19 protein-coding genes are annotated in these 20566 nt (G+C 68.7%); 15 read left to right on the top strand and 4 right to left on the bottom strand.

Annotated features, from left to right (window positions below; genetic code table 11):
- Nucleotides 1–368: 368 nt before the first annotated feature.
- The 5 genes from ACVWWW_RS01350 (at nt 369) to ACVWWW_RS01330 (ending at nt 4498) form a co-directional block, all read left to right on the top strand.
- Nucleotides 369–1379: a hypothetical protein gene (locus ACVWWW_RS01350; protein WP_051235334.1), complete on the top strand. Its 1011-nt coding sequence runs from the start codon at nt 369–371 to the stop codon at nt 1377–1379.
- Nucleotides 1380–1490: 111 nt separating this feature from the next.
- Complete coding sequence (locus ACVWWW_RS01345; protein WP_051235336.1) at nt 1491–1922, top strand: hypothetical protein; 432 nt, start codon at nt 1491–1493, stop codon at nt 1920–1922.
- Nucleotides 1919–2602 (top strand): C39 family peptidase, encoded by a 684-nt coding sequence (locus tag ACVWWW_RS01340; RefSeq protein WP_051235338.1) that lies wholly within the window; start codon nt 1919–1921, stop codon nt 2600–2602. Before ACVWWW_RS01345 ends, ACVWWW_RS01340 begins: the two co-directional genes overlap by 4 nt.
- Nucleotides 2602–3075, top strand: coding sequence for a hypothetical protein (locus ACVWWW_RS01335; protein ID WP_051235340.1), 474 nt, complete (start codon nt 2602–2604; stop codon nt 3073–3075). Before ACVWWW_RS01340 ends, ACVWWW_RS01335 begins: the two co-directional genes overlap by 1 nt.
- Before the next feature lie 28 nt (nt 3076–3103).
- The gene (locus ACVWWW_RS01330; protein WP_027083585.1) at nt 3104–4498 is read left to right on the top strand and encodes a hypothetical protein; all 1395 of its coding nucleotides are present in this window, start codon (nt 3104–3106) and stop codon (nt 4496–4498) included.
- 68 nt (nt 4499–4566) lie between these two features.
- Here ACVWWW_RS01330 and ACVWWW_RS01325 read toward each other — a convergent pair whose 3' ends face one another.
- Nucleotides 4567–5412 (bottom strand): alpha/beta fold hydrolase, encoded by an 846-nt coding sequence (locus tag ACVWWW_RS01325; protein ID WP_036142154.1) that lies wholly within the window; start codon nt 5410–5412, stop codon nt 4567–4569.
- Nucleotides 5412–6377: a ferrochelatase gene (gene hemH, locus ACVWWW_RS01320; protein ID WP_027083587.1), complete on the bottom strand. Its 966-nt coding sequence runs from the start codon at nt 6375–6377 to the stop codon at nt 5412–5414. The genes ACVWWW_RS01325 and hemH overlap by 1 nt, the downstream gene beginning before the upstream one ends.
- Before the next feature lie 152 nt (nt 6378–6529).
- Here hemH and ACVWWW_RS01315 point away from each other — a divergent pair, with 152 nt between their 5' ends.
- Genes ACVWWW_RS01315 through tatC form a run of 4 tightly spaced genes read left to right on the top strand, consistent with a single transcriptional unit; the run spans nt 6530 to nt 8874 of the window.
- Entirely contained in the window at nt 6530–7420 is an 891-nt protein-coding gene (locus tag ACVWWW_RS01315) for a lipid-binding SYLF domain-containing protein (RefSeq protein ID WP_036142157.1), read from the top strand.
- A 60-nt stretch (nt 7421–7480) separates the two neighbouring features.
- Nucleotides 7481–7711 (top strand): Sec-independent protein translocase subunit TatA, encoded by a 231-nt coding sequence (gene tatA / locus ACVWWW_RS01310; protein ID WP_027083589.1) that lies wholly within the window; start codon nt 7481–7483, stop codon nt 7709–7711.
- 16 nt (nt 7712–7727) lie between these two features.
- Complete coding sequence (gene tatB / locus ACVWWW_RS01305) at nt 7728–8150, top strand: Sec-independent protein translocase protein TatB (RefSeq protein ID WP_027083590.1); 423 nt, start codon at nt 7728–7730, stop codon at nt 8148–8150.
- Nucleotides 8137–8874: a twin-arginine translocase subunit TatC gene (gene tatC / locus ACVWWW_RS01300; protein ID WP_036142159.1), complete on the top strand. Its 738-nt coding sequence runs from the start codon at nt 8137–8139 to the stop codon at nt 8872–8874. The genes tatB and tatC overlap by 14 nt, the downstream gene beginning before the upstream one ends.
- Before the next feature lies 1 nt (nt 8875).
- Here tatC and ACVWWW_RS01295 read toward each other — a convergent pair whose 3' ends face one another.
- A complete protein-coding gene (locus ACVWWW_RS01295) occupies nt 8876–9799 on the bottom strand; it encodes a hypothetical protein (RefSeq protein ID WP_027083592.1) in 924 nt (307 codons plus the stop codon).
- Nucleotides 9796–10524, bottom strand: coding sequence for a glutamine amidotransferase (locus tag ACVWWW_RS01290; protein WP_036142161.1), 729 nt, complete (start codon nt 10522–10524; stop codon nt 9796–9798). Before ACVWWW_RS01290 ends, ACVWWW_RS01295 begins: the two co-directional genes overlap by 4 nt.
- A gap of 139 nt (nt 10525–10663) precedes the next feature.
- Between ACVWWW_RS01290 and glyQ the strand changes: the two genes are divergently transcribed.
- From glyQ to ACVWWW_RS01260, 6 genes are all read left to right on the top strand, one after another.
- The gene (glyQ, locus tag ACVWWW_RS01285) at nt 10664–11572 is read left to right on the top strand and encodes a glycine--tRNA ligase subunit alpha (protein ID WP_027083594.1); all 909 of its coding nucleotides are present in this window, start codon (nt 10664–10666) and stop codon (nt 11570–11572) included.
- A complete protein-coding gene (locus ACVWWW_RS01280; protein WP_027083595.1) occupies nt 11569–12210 on the top strand; it encodes a glutathione S-transferase family protein in 642 nt (213 codons plus the stop codon). The genes glyQ and ACVWWW_RS01280 overlap by 4 nt, the downstream gene beginning before the upstream one ends.
- Nucleotides 12207–12446, top strand: coding sequence for a hypothetical protein (locus ACVWWW_RS01275; RefSeq protein WP_027083596.1), 240 nt, complete (start codon nt 12207–12209; stop codon nt 12444–12446). Before ACVWWW_RS01280 ends, ACVWWW_RS01275 begins: the two co-directional genes overlap by 4 nt.
- Complete coding sequence (gene glyS / locus ACVWWW_RS01270; RefSeq protein ID WP_027083597.1) at nt 12443–14542, top strand: glycine--tRNA ligase subunit beta; 2100 nt, start codon at nt 12443–12445, stop codon at nt 14540–14542. Before ACVWWW_RS01275 ends, glyS begins: the two co-directional genes overlap by 4 nt.
- Before the next feature lie 169 nt (nt 14543–14711).
- On the top strand, nt 14712–16382 hold the full coding sequence (locus ACVWWW_RS01265) for an autotransporter assembly complex protein TamA (protein WP_456998617.1): 1671 nt from the start codon (nt 14712–14714) through the stop codon (nt 16380–16382).
- Complete coding sequence (locus tag ACVWWW_RS01260; protein ID WP_051235342.1) at nt 16379–20515, top strand: translocation/assembly module TamB domain-containing protein; 4137 nt, start codon at nt 16379–16381, stop codon at nt 20513–20515. Before ACVWWW_RS01265 ends, ACVWWW_RS01260 begins: the two co-directional genes overlap by 4 nt.
- The last annotated feature ends 51 nt before the right edge of the window (nt 20516–20566 follow it).

Genomic DNA, 20566 nt, shown 5'->3' with positions numbered 1-20566 from the left:
CGTCGGCACGCTTTTGCATGCTCGCGTTCGGCTATATGCGCGCATCACGCAATCACGACCGATATCGATGCAAAACGTGCACTGCTCGCGAAACGGCCATCGTTTTTTCGTGGATATCCCGTTAAAGCGAGCCCGTCCGTAACGACGCGAGCCACGCAAAATTTTCCGGCGCGACGCAGGCTTTTCTGTGAAAACGTGCAAACCACATTAAGCGCGAAAGCCGCTTGCGTTGGGAAAGCATTCACGGTCGTGCTTTGTTTGCGAATACGTGACGTGCGTCACGAGTTGGCACGAGATGTGCGATGTGGGCGATGCGTCCGAAAGGGGCGCTTCCTCCCCTAGCAATTCGACATCTCCAGGAGACTCTCATGCGCAAGACACTCATCGCCGCTTCCGTCGCGCTGGCGTTCGGCCTCGTCGCCGCCCCCGCGTTCGCCCAGAGCATCACCGATGCCGCGAACGACAACTCCCGCAGCACGACCGGCCTGCTGGCCCTCGATAGCTCGACCAACGACTCCTTCAACGACAACTCGACGAACGATTCGAATAACGACAGCCGCTCGGGCTTCAACAACAACTCGACCAACGATTCCTACAACGACAACTCGACCGACCTGTCGATCGCCGACTCGGGCAACGACAACTCGACCAACGACTCGCACGACGACAACTCGACCGACAACTCGACCGACAACAGCGTCGCTCTGGCCGCGCTCGGTAGCGCCGCGGCGAATAACGGCGGCACGGCGAGCTCGAACATCTCCGACTCGTTCAACACCAACACGGCAGTCGCGGCGACCACGCTTCTCGGCTCGGTCAGCGGCAACGGCTTCGGCTCGGTCGGTAACGGTGCGACCAACTCCGGTGGCGCGCGTGGCGGCAGCGGCGGCGACGGCGGCGCGGGCCTCGGCCTGGGTCTCGGCCTCGGCGTGAGCGGCAGCGGTGACGGCGCAGACGGCCGCGGCGGCCGTTCGCGTAGCGGTCGCGGTGGCGACGGCGGCGGCGCGGGCGCGGCGGGCGGCACCAGCGCGCTCATCCCGATTCTGAGCAGCGTGGGCGGCGGCGACACGACAGACGCGACGGCCGGCGACGGCGGCGACAGCGCGGCGTCGACCGGCGGCGACGGCACGGGCGGCTCGATTGCGACCGGCGACGGCTCGGGCACGGGCACCGGCACCGGCACGGGCGGCGCGGGCGCGTCCGGCGGCGCGGGCGGCTCGGCGTATGCCGATGCAGGCGCGTTCGACATGTCGAACCAGGCGAACGGCTCGGCCAATGCGGCGGCCGGCATCATGATCATCGGCCAGAACAGCGGCGCGATGTCCATGGTCCAGCAGGCTGTGACGGTGCAGTCCAACCTCAACGTGGGCGGTCACTGAGTCCGGATCCGGTGCGCCGCTCCGGCGGCGCATCCCGGTACTTCGACGCCGGCGGGGTTCGCCCCGCCGGTTCCGTCCCAGGTCTGCGGACCTCCTGACAGGAGACTGCCCATGCGACTGCCTCTCTACGCGGCTCTCGTGATCGTCGGCGCCTCAGCGCTCGTGGCGCCCACCGCGCGTGCCACCGAAACGATCGATCCGCTGCTGGTTTCCGTCGTCGTCCACGCGGCGGCCGAACTGCCGGCCCTTCCGTCCGATGCGACGACCTCGCCCGAAACGCTGCTCGCTCCGCCCGTCGCCACCGACGCGCTCGACGATCTGCGCGGCGGTACCGACAACAAGACCATCATCACCAACACCTCCGACATCGACGGCAACGTCGACAGCAATACCGCGGTCAACACCGTCAGCGGCGCTAACCTGGTCGCGGGGGGTTCGTTCGGCAACGCCGCCGGCCTCAATACCGTCATCCAGAACAGCGGCAACAACGTGCTGATCCAGAACAGCACCATCGTCAGCATCCAGTTCTCGCCCACGCCATGAGGCAGGGCGCGACCTGGTCGCTGGTGGTCGGGCTTGCGCTCGCGACGGGCGCTGGCGCGACCACGCTCGACGTACGACCGCCCGGCCAGCGGTACTCGGTACCGGTCACCAGCCTGAAGGAAGCGCGCTTTCGCACGACCGTGCGCCAGCAGTACGACTTCAGCTGCGGCTCGGCGGCGGCGGCGACGCTGCTGACCTTCCAGTACGGCCATCCGGTCAGCGAGGCCGAGGTCTTCCAGCAGATGTTCTCCACCGGCGATCCGCGCCGGATCCGCAAGGAAGGCTTTTCGATGCTCGACATGCGGCGCTATCTCGCGTCGCAGGGCTTCGAGGCCGACGGGTTCCAGCTCCCGCTCGACAAGCTGGCCGAAGAAGGCCTGCCCGCGATCGTGCTGCTCAACGACCGCGGCTACCGGCATTTCGTCGTGGTGAAAGGCATTCGTGGCGAACGCGTGTTGCTGGGCGATCCGTCGCGTGGCACCCGCGCCATGCCGCGAAGCCAGTTCGAACGCTTATGGGACAACCGCGTGCTTTTCGTGGTGCATAACCGCCGCGAACTGGCCCAATTCAACCGACCGGCCGACTGGCGCATCGCGCCCGGCGCGCCGATCGACACCGTCATCCAACGCGAGGGCCTGCAGAACTTCGCAACGCCCAAGCACGGACCGGGAGACTTCTGATGCGCTTTCCTGCCCTGCTCGCTCCGTTCCTCTTCGCCGTGCTGACCTTCGCGACGCCCGCGCGCGCCGACGAGGTCGACCTCGGCCCGCCTGTCCCGCAAGACCGCCTCGACGAACTGCGTGGCGGCTTCGACATCAACCCCGGCCTGTCGGTCGCGTTCGGCTTCGAACGCCTGGTCACCGTCAACGGCCAGCTGCTGGTCACCCAGCAGATCGAGATCCCCGATATTTCCAAGATGACGCTCGACCAGGCCACGCAGCTCGCGTCGATCACCCAGGGCCAGACCGTGCAGGTCGGCGGCGGCACCTCGATTACGCCGGGCATGGGGACGCTGGTGATCCAGAACGCGCTCGACGGCCAGACGATCGAGTCGTTGACGTCTCTTCACGCCACCGTCAATACCCTGAGTCTGTTGCACGACATTCATTTCACCCAGTCGCTGGGCGATTCACTGCGCCTGGGCGGGCCGTAATGCCGCGATGCCACCTGTGAGAATGCCCATGTCAAGGATGCCGATCCGCCTGTCCCTCGCCGCCGCGATTTCCCTCGCCCTGGCCGCCAACGCGCAGGCGCAGGAGGCCGACCGCGTCACCCAGCTCGAGGCGCTCGTGCACGAGCAGGCCGCCGCGCTGGCCGCGATGAAACAGACCGTCGATGCGCAGTCGCACGACATCGCCGACCTGCGGCAACAGCTGCACGATCGCGATCTCGATGCCCTGCGCGGCGAAGGCGCACCCGCCGCGTCGCTCGCGGGCGCCGCTGCGGCGGCGACCAGCGTGGTGTCCGCGGCGGCGACATTGGATGCGATGTCGCCGCTTCCGCAGTCGACGAGTGGTGGCGGCGCACCGGTGGCGCCGCAGCAGGGCACGCCGCCGGGCCAGCAGCCGGTCGGCCGCGCGCCGACGGAAGAAGCCACGCGGCCGCAGGTCGCGCAGATCTTCGACCAGCCGGGCGTGCTCACGCCGCACGGCAAGTTCGTGGTCGAACCGTCGCTGCAGCTCGGTTACTCGGCGTCCGACCGCGTCGCGCTGATCGGCTACACGATCATCCCCGCGATCCTCATCGGCCTGATCGACGTGCGCCAGGTCAAGGCGACCGTCGCCACCGCGACGCTCACCGGCCGCTGGGGCGTGACCAACCGCTTCGAGCTGGAAGGCCGCGTTCCGTATCTCTACGCGAACACCGACACGATCAGCCGCGAGATCTTCACCGGCTCAGCCACCGATCGCGTGTTCAACACGCACGGCAGCGGCATCGGCGACGTCGAGATGACCGCGCGTTACCAGTTCAACCAGGGCGGCCCGGACAAGGCGTACTGGGTCGGCTGGCTGCGCTACAAGTCGCGCACCGGCAAGGACGTGTTCGAAGTCCCGACCGACTGCGTGACCCGCTGCGTCGACAACGCCACCGGCACCGGCCTGCCACTCGAACTGCCGACCGGCACGGGCTTCCAGTCGCTGCAGCCGGGCGTGACGTGGTTGTACGCGTCCGATCCCGTCGTGTTCTTCGGCGGTTTCAGCTATCTGCACAACTTCGAGCGCCACAACGTCTCGCGCACGGTCCTCACCGGCGCGCCGGACGGCTTCCCGCAGACCACCACCGACCCGATCGGCGACATCAAGGCCGGCGACGTGCTCGGCTTCAACGTAGGCCTGGGCCTCGCGCTCAACGAGAAGGCGGCGCTGTCGTTCGGCTATGACCATTCCTGGGTCGACAACATCAAGCAGAACGGCGAAACGCTTCCCGGCTCCGCGCGCCTGATGCTCGGCACGCTGCTGGTCGGCGCTTCGTACACGTTCAACCAGCACGCCAGCCTCAACATCTCGCTGGGCGTCGGCGTCACCCGCGATACGCCCGACACGACGTTCACCGTGCGCCTGCCGATCACGTTCTGAGTCCCCACGCACGAACGTGACGGCCCGCGACCCCGCGCTTCGGCGCGGGGTTTTTCATGCGCGATCGATCAGCCGCCGCGCAGGAACGGCGCGATCACTTCGGCGACCTGCCCGGGAATTTCCATGTGCAGGTGATGCCCGCCATCGATGCCGACCACGTCGACATCGCGCAGCCGCGCCGCGCGTTCGTCGCGCGCATCGGCCGGGAAGAAGCGGAACGCCGGCACCGCATGCACGAGCTTGACCGGGCATTCGATCGCCGCGATCACGTCGCGCATCTGGCCTTCGGTCATGCGCACCGCGGTGGGTTTCGTCAGCCGCGCATCACTGCGCCAGGTGAAACCGCCTTCACCCGCGGGCGCGAGGCCGCGTTCGACGATCAACCGCGCCGCGGGTTCCGTCAGACCACCGGCTTGGAGTCGCGCACGCACCGCGGTAGCGATGTCAGGGAAGACGCGGCGTCGCGAACCGGCGGCTTCGCCGTGCGACGCGAACGCATCGCGCAGTCGAACCGCGGTGCGGTCCTCGGCTTCGGTGAGGCCACCGAGTGCTTCGATCAATGCGAGCTTTTCGATGCGCTCGGGCGCGGCGGCAGCCACCAGCGTCGACGTCGCGCCGCCCATCGAATGCCCCAGCAACGAGAAGCGCGACCAGCCGAGTGCGTCCGCCGCCGACAGCACGGCGCGTGCAGCAGCGACCAGCGTGTACTCGCCCGACGAAGGCAAATGCGCACTCGCGCCGTGGCCCGGCAGATCGAGCGCAACGAGATCGAGGCCGTGCAGGTGCGCCGACATCGGCAGGAAGCTCGCCGCGTTGTCGAGCCAGCCGTGCAATGCGAGCACCGGCGCGCCGCCGTGACCGAAGCGCAGCGCGGCCAGGCGCCCGAACGGCGTATCGAGCGTGATCTCGCGCATCAGCCGGCGAACGCGCGACGCGAGATGTCGGCGAGCACGCGCGCATGCGACGGCGTGTCGTTGAGGCAGGGGATGTAGTTCATGCGGCCGCCCGCGGCCGCGAATTCGTGCGCGAGCATGTCCGAGATTTCCTCGAGCGTTTCCAGGCAGTCGACCGCGAAACCCGGGCAGGCGACATCGACATCCAGCACGCCGCGCGACGCGAAGTCCTGCAGCGTCGCCTGCGTCGACGGCCCGATCCATTTTTCCTTGCCGAACTGCGACTGGTACGACAGCGACCACTGCGAACGCTCGAGTCCGAGCGCCTGCGCGATCGCGGCCGACGACGCTTCGCACTGCGCCTGGTACGGGTCGCCGCGGCGGATGAAGCGCTCGGGCAGGCCGTGGAACGAGAACAGCAGATGGCGATCGCCGCTGGTGTTCGGACGTGCGCTGCGGATGCTGTCCGCAACGGCGGCGACCCAGCCGGCGTCGAGGTGGTACTCGTCGACGAAGCGCGTGGGCAGCGACGGAATGCGATCGACGACATCGGCGACCGATGCAGTCGTCGACGTCGAGTACTGCGGGTACAGCGGCAACACGACGACACGTTCGATGCTGTCGTCCTTCAATCGCGCCAGCGCCTCCTTCAGCGACGGCCGCCCGTAACGCATCGCGTCGACCACGCGCACGTCGGGCATTTCTACCTGCACCGCACGCGCAAGGCGCCGCGTGTACACCGCGAGCGGCGAGCCGCCGTCCTCGCCTTCGATCCAGATCGACGCGTACTTCTTCGCCACCGGCTTGCCACGCACCGGCAGGATCACAAAGTGCAGCAGCGGGCACCACAACCACCGCGTGAGGTCGACGACGCGGTGGTCGTGCAGGAATTCGGCAAGATACCTGCGCACATCGCGCGGCGTCGGCGCATCGGGTGTGCCGAGGTTGACGAGGACGAGCGCGGTGCGCGGAGCGGCGGAAGTCATCCCGATAGCATGACAGCGCGACCGGCCGCTTCGTCGCCGCAGAGTGCAACGACGCGTCGCCCGGACGGCCTCGCAAGCGACCGTCGCTCCGGTTGCTTGATATTCATCGCGACATCACTAGCCTGAACCACCCGTTTAGCCCGGTATCCGTCATGGCCCGTCGTCCCCGCCTGTCCGGCCTCGTCCTCGCCCTGAGCCTCGCCGTCGCCGCACCGACCGTGTTCGCCGGCCCCGCCGAAGACGCCCGCGCCCAGAACGCGTTGCGCGTGCTTCGCGAGATCCGCGAGATCCCCGAGTCGTCGATCCCCGACCGGCTGCTCGACGAGGCACGCGCAATCGTGGTGGTGCCCGACGCGCTGAAGATCGGCCTGGTGGTTGGCGGCCGTCGCGGGCATGGCGTCATGGCGGTGAAGAACCCGGACGGCACCTGGTCGCAGCCGGCGTTCGTCAAGCTCACCGGCGGCTCGATCGGCCTGCAGGCGGGCCTGCAGTCGGCGGACATCGTGCTGGTGTTCCGCGGCGAGCGCGGCATCGATTCCATCGTCAACGGCAAGGTGACGCTGGGTGCGGACGCGGCGGTCGCCGCCGGCCCGGTCGGTCGCAGCGCGGCCACCGCCACCGACGGCCAGCTCAAGGCCGAGATCTGGTCGTGGTCGCGCGCACGCGGGCTGTTCGCCGGCGTCGCACTGGACGGCGCAGTGCTGCAGGTCGACGACGTGGCCGACCAGCTCGCGTACGGCGAAGGCACCACGCCGCGCATGATCTTCGAGGGCCGCGCCAAGGGTGCGCCGTCGAACGCGCTGGTCGACTTCCGCGACGCGCTCGAGGAAGCCACCGCCGCCGCACGCGCCGAACGCAACGGCACGCCGCCTGCGACCGCAACCATCCCCGCATCCGCCAACGTCGTGCCGGTCACCACGGTGACGCCGACGAGCAGCAGCACGCCGGTCGCGGCGTCGGCGTCGGCGTCGGCGAGCGCCGATCCCAAGCCGCAGCCGTTCCAGAACGCGGATCCGTCGGTGAAAACCGAACCGCTGCCGTAAACGCGCGGATAGGCGCTGCGTTATCCTGATCGTCTCCATTTTTTCGCAGCGAGCAGCGCCATGGGCAGCCTGAGCATCACCCACTGGTTGATCGTGCTGGTCATCGTCGTGGTGATCTTCGGTACCAGCCGCCTGAAGAACGCCGGCAAGGACATCGGCGACGCGGTGCGCGAGTTCAAGAAGGGCGTTCGCGGCGACGACGAGCCTGATCGCCTGCGCGACGAGCGCCGCAAGGACGACGTCGACACGCGCACCCGCGACACCAGCGATACCGACCGCGACCGCCGCTGAGCGCCCGCGCGGCGCCATGTTCGACATCGGCTTCTCCGAGCTGCTGCTCACCGCGCTGGTCGCGCTGATCGTGCTCGGGCCGGAGAAGCTGCCCAAGGCCGCGCGCATGGCCGGCATGTGGATCCGCCGCGCCCGCACGCAGTGGCAGGCGGTCAAGAACGAACTCGAGAACGAACTCGCCGACGAGGACATGCGGCGCAGCATCCTGCGTGCGCGCGACGAACTGCGCGAGGCGCAGGAATCGCTGCGTGCGCAGCTGGCCGACGTCGAAGCGCGGATGACGCGTGCCGGCGATGCGCCTGAACTCGGCGCGCCATTGCCGTCGACCGATGCGACCCCGCTGCAGGCGCAACTCGCCGATGTCGAAGCCTCGATGACGCGACCCGCACCCGTCGACGATTCCATCCCGCCGTCGAACGCACCGCATGAGCGGCGCTGACGCGCAGCTTCCACCCGACGCCCCGCGCCTGCTCGATCACCTGATCGAACTGCGCGCGCGGCTGCTGCGTGGCGCCGTCGGCGTGATCCTCGCGTTCGTGGTGCTGATGCCGTTCGCCGGCAAGCTCTACACGCTGCTCGCGCAACCGCTGGTCAAGACGCTGACCGGCACGGGCCGCCTGATCGCGACGGAACCCGCCGGCGGCTTCTTCGTGCCGATGAAACTCGCCTTCATGACGGCGATCTTCATCACCGCGCCGTGGCTGCTCTACCAAGCGTGGGCGTTCGTCGCGCCAGGCCTGTACAAGCGCGAGAAGCGCATCGCGCTGCCGTTGCTGGTGTCGGCGGTGACGCTGTTCTACGCCGGCTGCTCGTTCGCGTATTTCGTGGTGCTGCCCGCCGCGTTCGCGTTCCTCGCGCGGTTCACGCCCGACGTCGTCGCGCAGACGCCCGACATCGGCAAGTACCTGGACTTCGTGTCGGTGATCTTCCTCGCGTTCGGCGTCAGCTTCGAGCTGCCCGTCGCGCTGGTGATCCTGTCGCTGCTGGGCTGGGTGACGCCGGCGCAGCTGCGCGAATGGCGCGGCTACGCGGTGGTCGGCATCTTCGTCGTGGCGGCGGTGATCACGCCGCCCGACGTCGTATCGCAGCTGATGCTCGCGATCCCGATGTGCCTGCTGTACGAGGCCGGCATCGTCGCCTCGGCGCTCGTCGCGAAACGCTGACTCAGGCTTCGATCTGCATGCGCGTGTCGACGCTGCCGGCGTCTGCCGGCGGGTCGAACATGTCGCGCCAGGCGTAGTAGCTCACCGCGACCAGCACGACCAGCACGCCGACCGCGAACGCCGCCCACACCGCGAGCGCGATCATCGCGCCGAGCACCGGGTGGATGACCGCGGCGATGCCGCCGACGACCGCGGTGATCAGCGTCACCACGATGGCGGCGATCACGAAGCCGACCAAGAACACCAGCGAGGCGAGCAGGTTCGCGCCGAGGTTCACCACCGACGCGCGGAAACCCAGCCGCAGGCTTTCCATGATGCCGACGTTCGACAGCGCGATCAGCGGCACGCACAGCAGCATCAGCGCCGCGCTGAAGTAGTTGAAGACGAACTGCAGGATCTGCACGAAGAACAGCAGCACCGGATGCTCGGGCTCCGGCGGCACGATGTAGTGGCCACTCAACGCGCCCTGCAGCGCCTTCATGCTGTCGGCCCAGTACTGCGGGCCGGTAAGCAGCACGATCAGCGCGACGCAGCCGAGGTTGAACACGATCTGCACCAGGCCCAGCGTCATCAGCGGACGCGCGCGTCCATGGCCGAAGGCCGCGAACAGGTCGCGCGCACGCGTCGGCCGGCCGTTCTCGGCCTCGTGCATCACGTGGATCAGGCCCGCGAGCAGCACCGGCATCACCAGCGTCAGCACGACGAACAGCGGGATCGCGACGGCGATCGATTCGCCGAACGACAGATCGTTGCGGCCCTGCAGTCGCGACGCCACCGGCAACACGGCGAGCACGGATGCGAAGTACAGCGTGCACAGGAACAGCACCGCCGCGCCGAACACCGCGCGCGGGTTGCGACGGCCGATATTGACCGCCTCCTTCATCCACTCCACGCCGCGCGCGACGGGCACCTTGCGCACGTTCATGCGCGGCCCTCCGCGCGGTCGAAGGCGAACTTCACGAACCGCTGCAGCACACGGCGCGCATGCGGCGTCGCGCTGACGCCGCGCTCGGTCGACTCCGCGCACAGGCCTTCGCCGTGCAACGCATCGCGGCGCGCGCGCACGTAACCGCGCATGTGCGTGGTGCTGAACTCCGGATGGAACTGCACGCCCCACACGGAATCGCGCCAGCGGTAGGCGTGCACGGGGTCGTGGTCGGACTTGGCGAGCAAGGTGGCGCCCTCGGGCAGCTTGAGCACGGACTGCAGGTGCGTGGCCTGCGCCGCGAAATGATGCGGAACGCGCGCGAACAACGGGTCGTCGTTCGACGGCGGCAGGCGTTCGATCTCCACCGTGCCCATCTCGCGGCCTTCCGGATGCCAGCCCACCTCGCCGCCGAGCGCATGCGCGATCAGCTGGTGGCCGTAGCAGATGCCGAACAGCGGCAGCCCGGCCTGGGCGGCATCGCCCAGCCACGCGGCGGTGCGTTCGCTCCAGTCAAGGCGCTCGGTGACCATCGCGCCCGAGCCGGTGATCACCACGGCGGCGAAGTCGTCGCGTGCGGGTAACGGCTCGCCATGCTCGACGTCGACCACCACCACCGCGTCGCGCGGCAGGCCGGCGGCGGTGCGGATCCAATGCGGAAAACCGCCGTAGCGGCGCATCGAGGCGACCGGCTGGCCGGTTTCGAGGATGAGGACGGGAGGCATCACGGCCGGGGGACCATGGAAACGGGTGGGAGCGGGCACGCGTGCGCGTCGCGATCGGGCCGCTGAAGGCCCGTAAAAAGGGGGCGAAAATGCCGTCGCTATACTAGCCCGCTTTCCGCGCAGCCACACGGAACGACGCATGCCGGCCCCTACGTTCCAGGAACTCATCCAGCGCCTCAACGCCTTCTGGGGCGACAAGGGCTGCACGCTCATCCAGCCGCTCGACCTCGAGGTCGGCGCCGGCACGTTCCATCCCGCGACGTTCCTTCGCGCGCTCGGCCCCGAGCCGTGGAACGCAGCCTACGTCCAGCCGTGTCGCCGCCCCACCGACGGCCGCTACGGCGAGAACCCGAACCGCCTGCAGCGTTACTACCAGTACCAGGTGGTGATGAAGCCGTCGCCGCCGAACATCGTCGAGTTGTACTTCGACTCGCTCAAGGCGCTCGGCGTCGACCCGCAGGTGCACGACCTGCGCCTGGTCGAAGACAACTGGGAATCTCCGACGCTCGGCGCCTGGGGCCTGGGCTGGGAGGTCTGGCTCAACGGCATGGAAGTCACGCAGTTCACCTACTTCCAGCAGGCCGGCGGCATCGAATGCCGCCCGGTGCTCGGCGAGATCACCTACGGTCTCGAGCGCCTGTGCATGTACCTGCAGAACGTCGACAACGTGTTCGACCTGGTGTGGACGATCGGCCCGGACGGCACGCCCGTCACCTATCGCGACGTCTATCACCAGAACGAAGTCGAGCAGAGCGCGTACAACTTCGAGCATGCGGACGTCGCCGAACTGTTCCATCGTTTCGACGCCTGCGAGGCCGAAGCCAACAAGCTGATCGAACTCGGCCTGCCGCTGCCGGCCTACGACCAGGTCTGCAAGGCGTCGCATTCGTTCAACCTGCTCGACGCGCGTCGCGCGATCAGCGTGACCGAGCGCCAGCGCTACATCCTGCGCGTGCGCAAGCTGGCGCAGGGCGTGGCGCAGGCCTACTTCGCGCAGCGCGAGAAGCTCGGCTTCCCGGGGCTGAAGAAGCCGGCGGTGACGGCATGATCCTGATCGGCATGTACGACTCGCCGTTCACGCGTCGCGTCGCGATCGCACTGGCGCTGCGCGGCATCGCGTTCGAGCATCGCCCGTGGTCGGTCGGTGCGGACTTCGACCGCATCCGCGAGTACAGCCCGCTCGGTCGCGTGCCGGTGCTGGTGCTCGACGACGGCGACGTGCTGATGGAGTCGTCGTCGATCCTCGACTGGATCGAACACGAAACGCCGGGCGCGCCGTTGCTGCCCGCGAGCGGCACGGAACGTCGCGAAGCCATGCGCCTGATCGGACTCGCCAGCGGTGCGGCCGATCGCGCCGTCGCCATCGTGCTCGAGCGCATTTTCCATTCGCCGGACAAGCGCTCGCAGCCGCTGCTCGATCGCAGCCTCGCGCAGATCGAAGGCACGTATGCCGCGCTCGATGCCGCCTGCGCCGCGCGTGCGGGCCAATGGCTCGTCGGCGACACCATGACGCTCGCCGACATCACCGTCGCCTGCTACGTCACGCACGGCAGCAACGCCGCGCCGGTCGAACTGTCGCGCTGGCCTGCGCTCGCCGCGCATGTCGAACGCTGCGAAGCACTCGATGTCTTCGCGTCGCACTACGTTCCATTCTTCGTTCCGCAGCCGAAGGGTCGCGCGGCATGACCAACCCTGTCGTCGTCTCCACGGGGTGGGGCGCGTTTATGGCCGGCGTGTTCTGCGCGTACTGGGCGCAGACGACGAACCGCAATCCTTGGGTGTGGTTCGCGTTCGGCTTTTTTCTCGCGCCGATTGCGGGCCTGGTACTGCTGTGGAAAAACGCGCAAGCCCACCCGATTCCTCCGAATCTCCATGAGCGTGGCCGCGACGATCTGATCGCGATGCGCAAGGACGTCATATGAGCGCGATGAAGCCGCTGCTGATCGAACTCGGCACCGAGGAACTGCCCGTCAAGGCATTGCCGGCGCTCGCGCAGGCGTTCTTCGACGGTATCGTCGCCGGGCTGGAAAAACGCGGCGTGGAAATCGACCGCACGGGTGCGAAGCCGCTGTACACGCCGCGTCGCCTCGCGGTCGCGCTCCCGAAGGTGGCGCTGCAGCAGCCGGAACAGAAGTCGGAAGTGCTGGGGCCGTATCTCAACGTCGCGCTCGACGCGAACGGTGCGCCGACGCGCGCGCTGGAAGGCTTCGCGCAGAAGGCCGGTGTCGACTGGACGCAGCTGGAGCGCGTCACCGACAACAAGGGCGAGCGCTTCGTGCATCGCGCGGTGAAGCCGGGTGCGTCGACCGCGTCGCTGCTGGGCGAGATCCTCGCCGAGGCCGTCGCCGGCATGCCGATTCCCAAGCCGATGCGCTGGGGCGCAAACGAGTTCGGTTTCGCGCGTCCGGTGCATTGGCTGGTGGTGCTGCTCGGTGGCGACATCGTCGACGTCGAACTGCTGGGCGTGAAAGGCGACCGCATGAGCCGCGGCCATCGCTTCATGCACGACAAGCCGGTGTGGTTCACCGATCCCACCGACTACGTGGAATCGCTGCGCATGGCCAAGGTGCTGGTCGATCCGGACGAGCGCCGCGGGCAGATCCGGGGCGAGGTGGAGCGCGCCGCGCGCTCGGTCGAAGGCGTCGCGCGCATCGAGCCCGGCATCCTCGAAGAGGTCAATGGCCTGGTCGAATGGCCGAAGGCCGTGCTGTGCAGCTTCGAGCGCGAGTTCCTCGCCGTGCCGCAGGAAGCGCTGATCGCCACCATGGAGGCGAACCAGAAGTTCTTCCCGGTGCTCGATTCCAGCGATCGCCTCTCCGAGCATTTCGTCGGCATCGCCAACATCGAGTCGAAGGACGAGTCAGAAGTGCGCAAGGGCTACGAGCGCGTGATCCGTCCGCGCTTCGCCGATGCGAAATTCTTCTTCGACGAAGACCTCAAGCAGGGCCTGGTCGCGATGGGCGACGGGCTGTCGACCGTCACCTACCAGGCCAAGCTCGGCACCGTCGCCGACAAGGCCGCGCGCGTCGCATCGCTCGCCGAGGGCATCGCGGCGGAGGTCGGTGTCGAGCCCTCGCTCGCGCGCCGCGCAGCGGAAGTGTCGAAAAACGACCTGCAGTCGCGCATGGTCGGCGAGTTCCCGGAACTGCAGGGCATAGCCGGTCGTTATTACGCGTTGCACGACGAAGCGCTGGCCGACGTCGGCGACACCGGTCGCTACGAACTCGCGCAGGCGCTGGACGAAGGCTACATGCCGCGTTTCGCCGGCGATGCGATCGCAGGCTCGACGTTGGGCCAGGTCGTCGCGATTGCCGAACGCCTCGACACGCTTGCCGGTGGTTTCGCCGCGGGTCTGCGCCCGACCGGCAACAAGGATCCGTTCGCGCTGCGCCGCAATGCATTGGGTCTTGCGCGTACGTTGCTCGAAGGCCGGCATGATCTGGTGCTACACGACCTCGTCGAACGTGCGGTCGCGCTGCAGCCGGTGCAGGCGAAGGACGCCAGCGCCTACGACGTCACCAACTTCATCTACGAGCGCCTGCGCGGCTACTACGCCGATCGCGGCATCACGCCGCAGCAGTTCGACGCCGTGTTCAACGTCGTGCACGAATCGCTGCCGGACTTCGATGCGCGCCTCGCCGCGATCCGCGAATTCGCGCAGCTGCCGGAAGCCGAAGCGCTGGCCGCGGCGAACAAGCGCATCCGCAACATCCTGCGCAAGGCTGACGGTGAAGTCGCGACGACGCTCGACCCGTCGCTTTATGCCGAGGATGCGGAACGCGAACTCGCGAGCGCGGTCGACAAGGCGATCGCCGACACCGATCCGCTGCTCGATGCGCGCGACTACGTCGGCACGCTTGCACGCTTGGCCGCGCTGCGCCCGGTGGTCGACACGTTCTTCGACAAGGTGATGGTCAACGTCGACGACGAGGCCGTGCGCCGCAATCGCCTCGCGCTCCTGCAGCGGCTGGCGGACCGCCTCGGCAGCGTCGCCGCGATCGAGTACCTGTCGACCTGACATCCGGCCGTCACGGCCGGTTTAACGCGGCCGTCGCTATCCTGAGCCGATGCCGACCCGTCCGCGCGGCCGACGCGCCGTAATCGTCCTACTCCTCGCGTTCGGCGCGTGTTTCCCGGCATGGGCGGCACGCGTCGCGCGCGTCGAAGTGCATGGGCTAGACGAGGTGATGACGACGAACGTCGTCGAGTCGCTCACCCTCAACGACGAAACCGGCACCGATCTCGGTGATCGCCGGCTCGCGTATCTCATCGAACAGGTCGAACCCGAGACGCGCGCCGCGCTGGAACCGTTCGGCTATTACTCGCCGACGGTGAAGGTGAGTCGCGACGGTGAGGTAGTGCGCGTCGACGTGACGCTGGGCTCGCCGGTCAAGATCGGCCGCGAGTCGGTGCGCGTGGAAGGCGAAGCATCGAAGGACGATGCCGTGCGCACGCAACTCGAAGCATTCCGCCCGGTCGTGGGCGAAGTGCTCGATCACACCGCGTACGAGGCGAGCAAGTCGCGCGTGTCGCGCACGCTGGCCGAGCGTGGTTATTTCGATGCCGACCTCACCACGCATCGCGTCGAAGTCGCGCGCGCGACCGGTGACGCGAACATCGACCTGCTGTGGGCGAGCGGCGAGCGCTACCGCATGGGCGCGGTGACGTTCACGCAGACGCCGAAGACCATCGTCAACGACTCGCTGCTGCACAAGATGGTGCGCTGGGAACCGGGCGCGCCCTATCAACAGGCGCGCATCGAGCGCCTGCGCGAATCGCTGCAGCGCCTCGACTATTTCTCCGGCATCGACGTCGCGGCGCGCCCGGAAAAAGCAGTCGATCGCGAAGTGCCGATCGACGTCACGCTGACGCCGGCCAAGCGCAGCGTGTACACGGTGGGCCTGAGCTATGGCTCCGACAGCGGCGCGGGCGTGCACCTGGGCATGGATCGTCGCTGGCTCAACAGTCGCGGGCACAAGGCGATGGTCGACCTCGACTACGCGCAGCGCCGCAAGACGGTGACGCTGCAGTACCGCATTCCCGCATTCGCCTGGGTCGACGGCTGGTACACCGTCGCGCTGCAGGGCGCGGACGAGCAGACCGACTTCATCGACGATCGCCGCCTGGAATTCATCGCGAGCCGCAGCGGGCGCATCAATCGTCATTTCGATGCGGTGGTCGGTGCGCATGTGTTGCGCGAGCGCTGGGCCTACGAGGCGGAAGACGATGGCGACCCGTCGACACCGCCGGACTATCGCTACGCCTCGTTCGTGTATCCGCAGATCGACGCGAGCTATGTCGATGTCGACGACCGCCTGATGCCGCGTCGCGGTTACGGCGCCAGCGCGTTCCTGCGCGGCGGCCGCGGCACGGCGGAAGGCGTGAGCGGCGTGCTGTTCGTGCAGGCGCATGCGGCGCTCAGCTTGTATCACGGCCTCGGCCCGCGCAATCGCCTGATCACACGCGGCGAACTCGGGCAGACGTGGAGCGACACGCCCACCGACCTGCTGCCGCCGAGCCTGCGTTTCCATGCGGGCGGCGAGCGCAGCATCCGCGGTTACGGCTGGCGCGAAGTCGGCCCGCGCATCGGTCCGCCCGGTCGGCGCTTCGCCGTCGGCGCTGAAAAAGTAGTGACGGCGAGCGCGGAGTTCGAGCACTACCTCAACGACAGCTGGGGCGTCGCCGGTTTCGTCGACACCGGTAGCGCGTTCAACGACAAGCCCGACCTGCACACCGGCGTCGGTGTCGGCGTGCGCTGGAAGTCGCCGGTTGGCCCGGTGCGCGTCGACATCGCGCACGGCCTCAACTCACCGGACTCGCCGATACAGATCTATCTCTCGCTGGGAGCGGAACTATGAGCCCGCTGCCCGACGCACCGCCGCGCGACCCGCGCGAACCGACGCCCGAGGAACGCGAGGCGCGCATCCGCGAGCTGCGTGCGAAGCGCCATGCGCGCCTGCGCAAGCTCGGCATCCGCAGCGCGATCTCCACCGGCGTGCTGCTGGTCGCGGTGGTCGCGTTCGCATACTGGTTGCTGACGACGATCGCCGGTCGCGACCTGTTGCTCGCGCAGATCAAGTCGCGGCTTCCCGCCGATGCATCGCTGGAATGGAAGGATGCGGAGGGCCCGGCATCCGGCCCGATGACCTTGCACGACGTGCGCTTTCGCTGGAAGAAGCTCGCGTTCGCCGCGCAGAGCGTCACCATCGATCCGGCGTTGCGTCCGCTACTCGGCCGACGCCTGCGCCTGGACGCGATGCGAATCGAAAGTGCGACGCTCGATCTTCCGCCCAGCGACAAACCGTTCGAACTGCCGCGCTGGCCCGATTCGCTGCCGCAGATCGCGCCGCCGTTGTCGTTGCAGGCGGACGACATCCGCATCGACGGGCTGCGCGTCACGCGCCAGGCCACGCCGCTGATCGACATCCGTCGCGTGCGGGGTGGGCTCGACGCAGCGACCGGCAAGCTCACCGTGTCGCACGTCGACATCGACAGCGATCGCGGGCACTTCGCGTTGAACGGCACGTATGCGCCGGTCGAGCGCTACCGCACCGACCTGATCGCGACCGCGCTGGTGCCGGTCAAGAATTCGCGCACGCCGTTGCGCCTGGGCTTCGTCGCACGTGGGGATCTCGACGCGATGGATGTCGCACTCGCCGGCGCGGCGCCGGGCCCGGTGCGCGCGACACTGACTTTGCGCGGCGCCGATCGTCCACGCTGGCTGCTGCGGGCGAACGCACATGGCATCGACACCGCCGCGCTGTCCGGAACGCCCGCCGATCCGCCGAAGACCACCGACATCGATTTCGACGCGCACGGCGTCGGTGGCGACGGCACGCTGCAGGGCGCCGTCGTCAGCGGCGACACGCGCATCGTCGTGCATCCGTCGACGCTGCATCTGGAACAGCAGGTGCTCGCATTCGCGCCACTGGATGTCGAGCTGCTCGGCGGACGTGTGGTGGTGCGCGGGCGTGGTGATTTCGGCGAGCGTCGCAATGCGCGTGTCGACTACACCGTCGCCGCACGCGGACTGCGTTGGGGCGAAGGCACGTCGCAGGTCGCCGCCGATGCGGATCTCGCGATCGTCGGCACGCAGTCCGCGTGGACGGTCAACGGACGCAGCACGCTGTCGCGCGACGGTCGCAATGCGCAGCTCACGCTCGCGGGAACAGGGCGCCAGACCGAACTTACGTTGCAGCGACTGCAGGCGCGCATGCCAACCGGCGTGCTCGATGCGAACGGCCGCATCACCGCACGGCCGCTGCTCGACTGGAACCTGCACGCGCAGCTGGCGGGTTTCGACCCCGGCTATTTCGCACCCGCGTGGAGCGGTGCGCTGCATGGCGCGATCGCAACGACAGGCCATCGCGACGACGCCGGCGCGCTGCACGCGGTGATCGATGTCCCGCAACTTGGCGGCACGCTGCGCGCGCGTCGCATGGGTGGCAGCGCGCATGTCGCACTCGACGACGGGCTGTATCGCGGCGTCGCGGCATTGAATGTCGGCGGCGGCCGCCTGCTCGCACAGGGCAGCGCAGGTTTCGCGCCGCTCGCGCGCTGGGACGCGAACGTGCAGCTGCAGCGCTTCGATCCGTCGTTCCTCGTCGCGGGGTGGCCGGGCGCCGTGGATGCATCGCTGCACACGCGCGGGTCGCGCTCGGCCGGAACACCGGGGCATGCCGGCGTTCTCGATGCGACCTTCGACGTGCCGCGCATCGGCGGCACGCTGCGCGGTCGCGCGCTGGCTGGTCACGGCAAGGCGCACCTGCGCGGCAGCGATGTCGACGGCGAGGTGCAGCTCACCGCCGGCACGAGTCGTCTCGATGCACGCGGCCGCATCGGCGATCGACTCGATATCGACGCCAGGCTTTCGCCGGTGCAACTCGCCGATCTGCTGCCCGACGCGCGCGGCGTGGTACGCGGCACCTTGCGCGTCACCGGCCCGCGCACTGCGCCCGACGTGGCGGCCGATCTCGACGGTCGCGACGTCGCGTTCGCGGGTTATCGCGCGACGACGCTCGTCGCGAAGGGCCGACTGCCCTGGCACGCGGGCGGTGCCCCGGGTGCGCTCACCGTGCACGGCAGCGGGCTGCAGCTCGGCATGCCGCTGGACGCGCTCGATGCCGATGCACGCGGCGCGGTCGAAGCGCTGCAGCTGCGCGCGAATGCGCATGGCGATTTCGGTGGCGCGACCGTCGCGGGCGCGCTGCGTCACGTCGGCGCGCAGTGGCAGGCGAACATCGCGACGCTGCAACTCTCGCCGACACGCGGTGCCGCATGGCAGTTGTCGCGTGCGACACAGGTGCGCTTCGGCAGCGGTGCGATCGCGGTGGATGCCACGTGCCTGAGGTCGTCCGCCGGCGGCGAGCTCTGCGGCAATGCGGACTGGCCGCGTCGCGGCGCCGACATCACCGCGCGCGGCCTGCCGCTGACGCTGATCACGGGCTACCTGCCGGCGCGCGCGGGCGGCACGCCGTGGCTGGTCAGTGGCAGCGTCGACGCGCAGGCGCAGGTGCGTCGTGCCGGTGCCTCATGGCGCGGCACTGCGCACGTGACGTCGCCGCAGGGCGGTTTCCGGCTCGATGCCACGCAAGCGTACGAAGTGCTGCGTTGGCGTGCACTGGATGCGCGCGTTGTGTTCGATCCGCAGCGGCTGCAGGTCGACCTCAACTCCGGCCTGTTCGATCGCGGCCGCATACAGGGCCACGTCAGCAGCGGCTGGGCGGCATACGCGCCGCTGTCGGGCGATGTCAGCGTCGACACCGACGAGCTCACCTGGATGGAGCTGTTCTCGCCCGACATCGTCGACCCGCGCGGACACGTGACAGGTCGCATCACGCTGGGCGGCACACGACTCGCGCCGGCACTGGGCGGGCATGCGCAACTCACCGGCTTCACCACCGAGATGCCGGCGCTTGGGCTCAACCTGACGCAGGGCGTGGCCACGCTCGACGCCGGGCCCGACGGCAATGCGCGCATCAATGGTCATGTGCGCTCCGGCGATGGCGTGCTGAACATCGACGGCCGCCTCGGCTGGCGCGACACCGGCGCGCCGCTGCAGCTCAACCTGCGCGGCACGAACGTGCAGGTCGCGAACACCCGCGAACTGCGCGCGGTCGCCAATCCCGACGTGCAGGTGCGCACGTCGGCGGGCCAGCCGATCACCGTCACCGGCACCGTGGTCGTGCCGTCCGCGCTGCTGATGCTCGAGCGTCTCGACGGCCCCGTGAGCGCGTCGCCCGATGTCGTCGTGCTCGATCCGGTCGATGCGAAGGCCGAGGTCAAGACGCCGCTCGCGCTCGATCTCGCACTGGTCGCCGGCAACGACGTTCGCCTGCAGGGCTTCGGCCTGGACGGCAAGCTGACCGGGCGCGTGCAGGTGCGGCAGTCGCCGGGCAGCGGCACGTCGGCACGCGGGCAGATGGATGTGAGCGGTCGCTACGTCGCGTACGGGCAGAAGCTCGACGTCACCCGCGGGCATCTGGTCTGGCAGGGCGGCGACATCGGCGATCCGATCCTCGACGTGCGCGCCGAGCGCGATGTCGGCGGCGTCACCGCAGGCATCGATGTCACCGGTCGTGCGTCGCGGCCGCGCGCGAACGTGTGGTCGAGCGACGGCGGTACGCAGTCCGAGGCGTTGTCGTATCTCGCGCTCGGCCGTGCGTTGCCGACGGTGGGCGGCGAACAGGGCGACCAGATCAGTGCGGCGAGCGCGGCGTTGTCGGCGGGTGGCAGCCTGCTCGCTTCGCAGCTTGGCGCGCGGCTCGGCCTCGACGATGCGGGCGTGAGCCAGAGCCGCACGCTCGGCGGCAGCGTGATCGGCATCGGCAAGTACCTGTCGCCGCGCCTGTATGTCGGCTACGGCGTATCGCTGTTCGGTTCCGGGCAGGTGCTGACGCTGAAGTACCTGATCCGTCGCGGCGTCGACTTCACCTTCGAATCGAGCACGGTGGAAAACCGCGCGTCGCTGAACTACCGCAAGGAAAAGTGATGCTCACGCGCCGGCAGCGGCAGGCGCGCTAGCGTCGCGCTGTCCTGTTCG

Source organism: Lysobacter sp. HA18, assembly GCF_054057595.1.
This window is presented reverse-complemented; position numbering and strand designations above follow the sequence as displayed.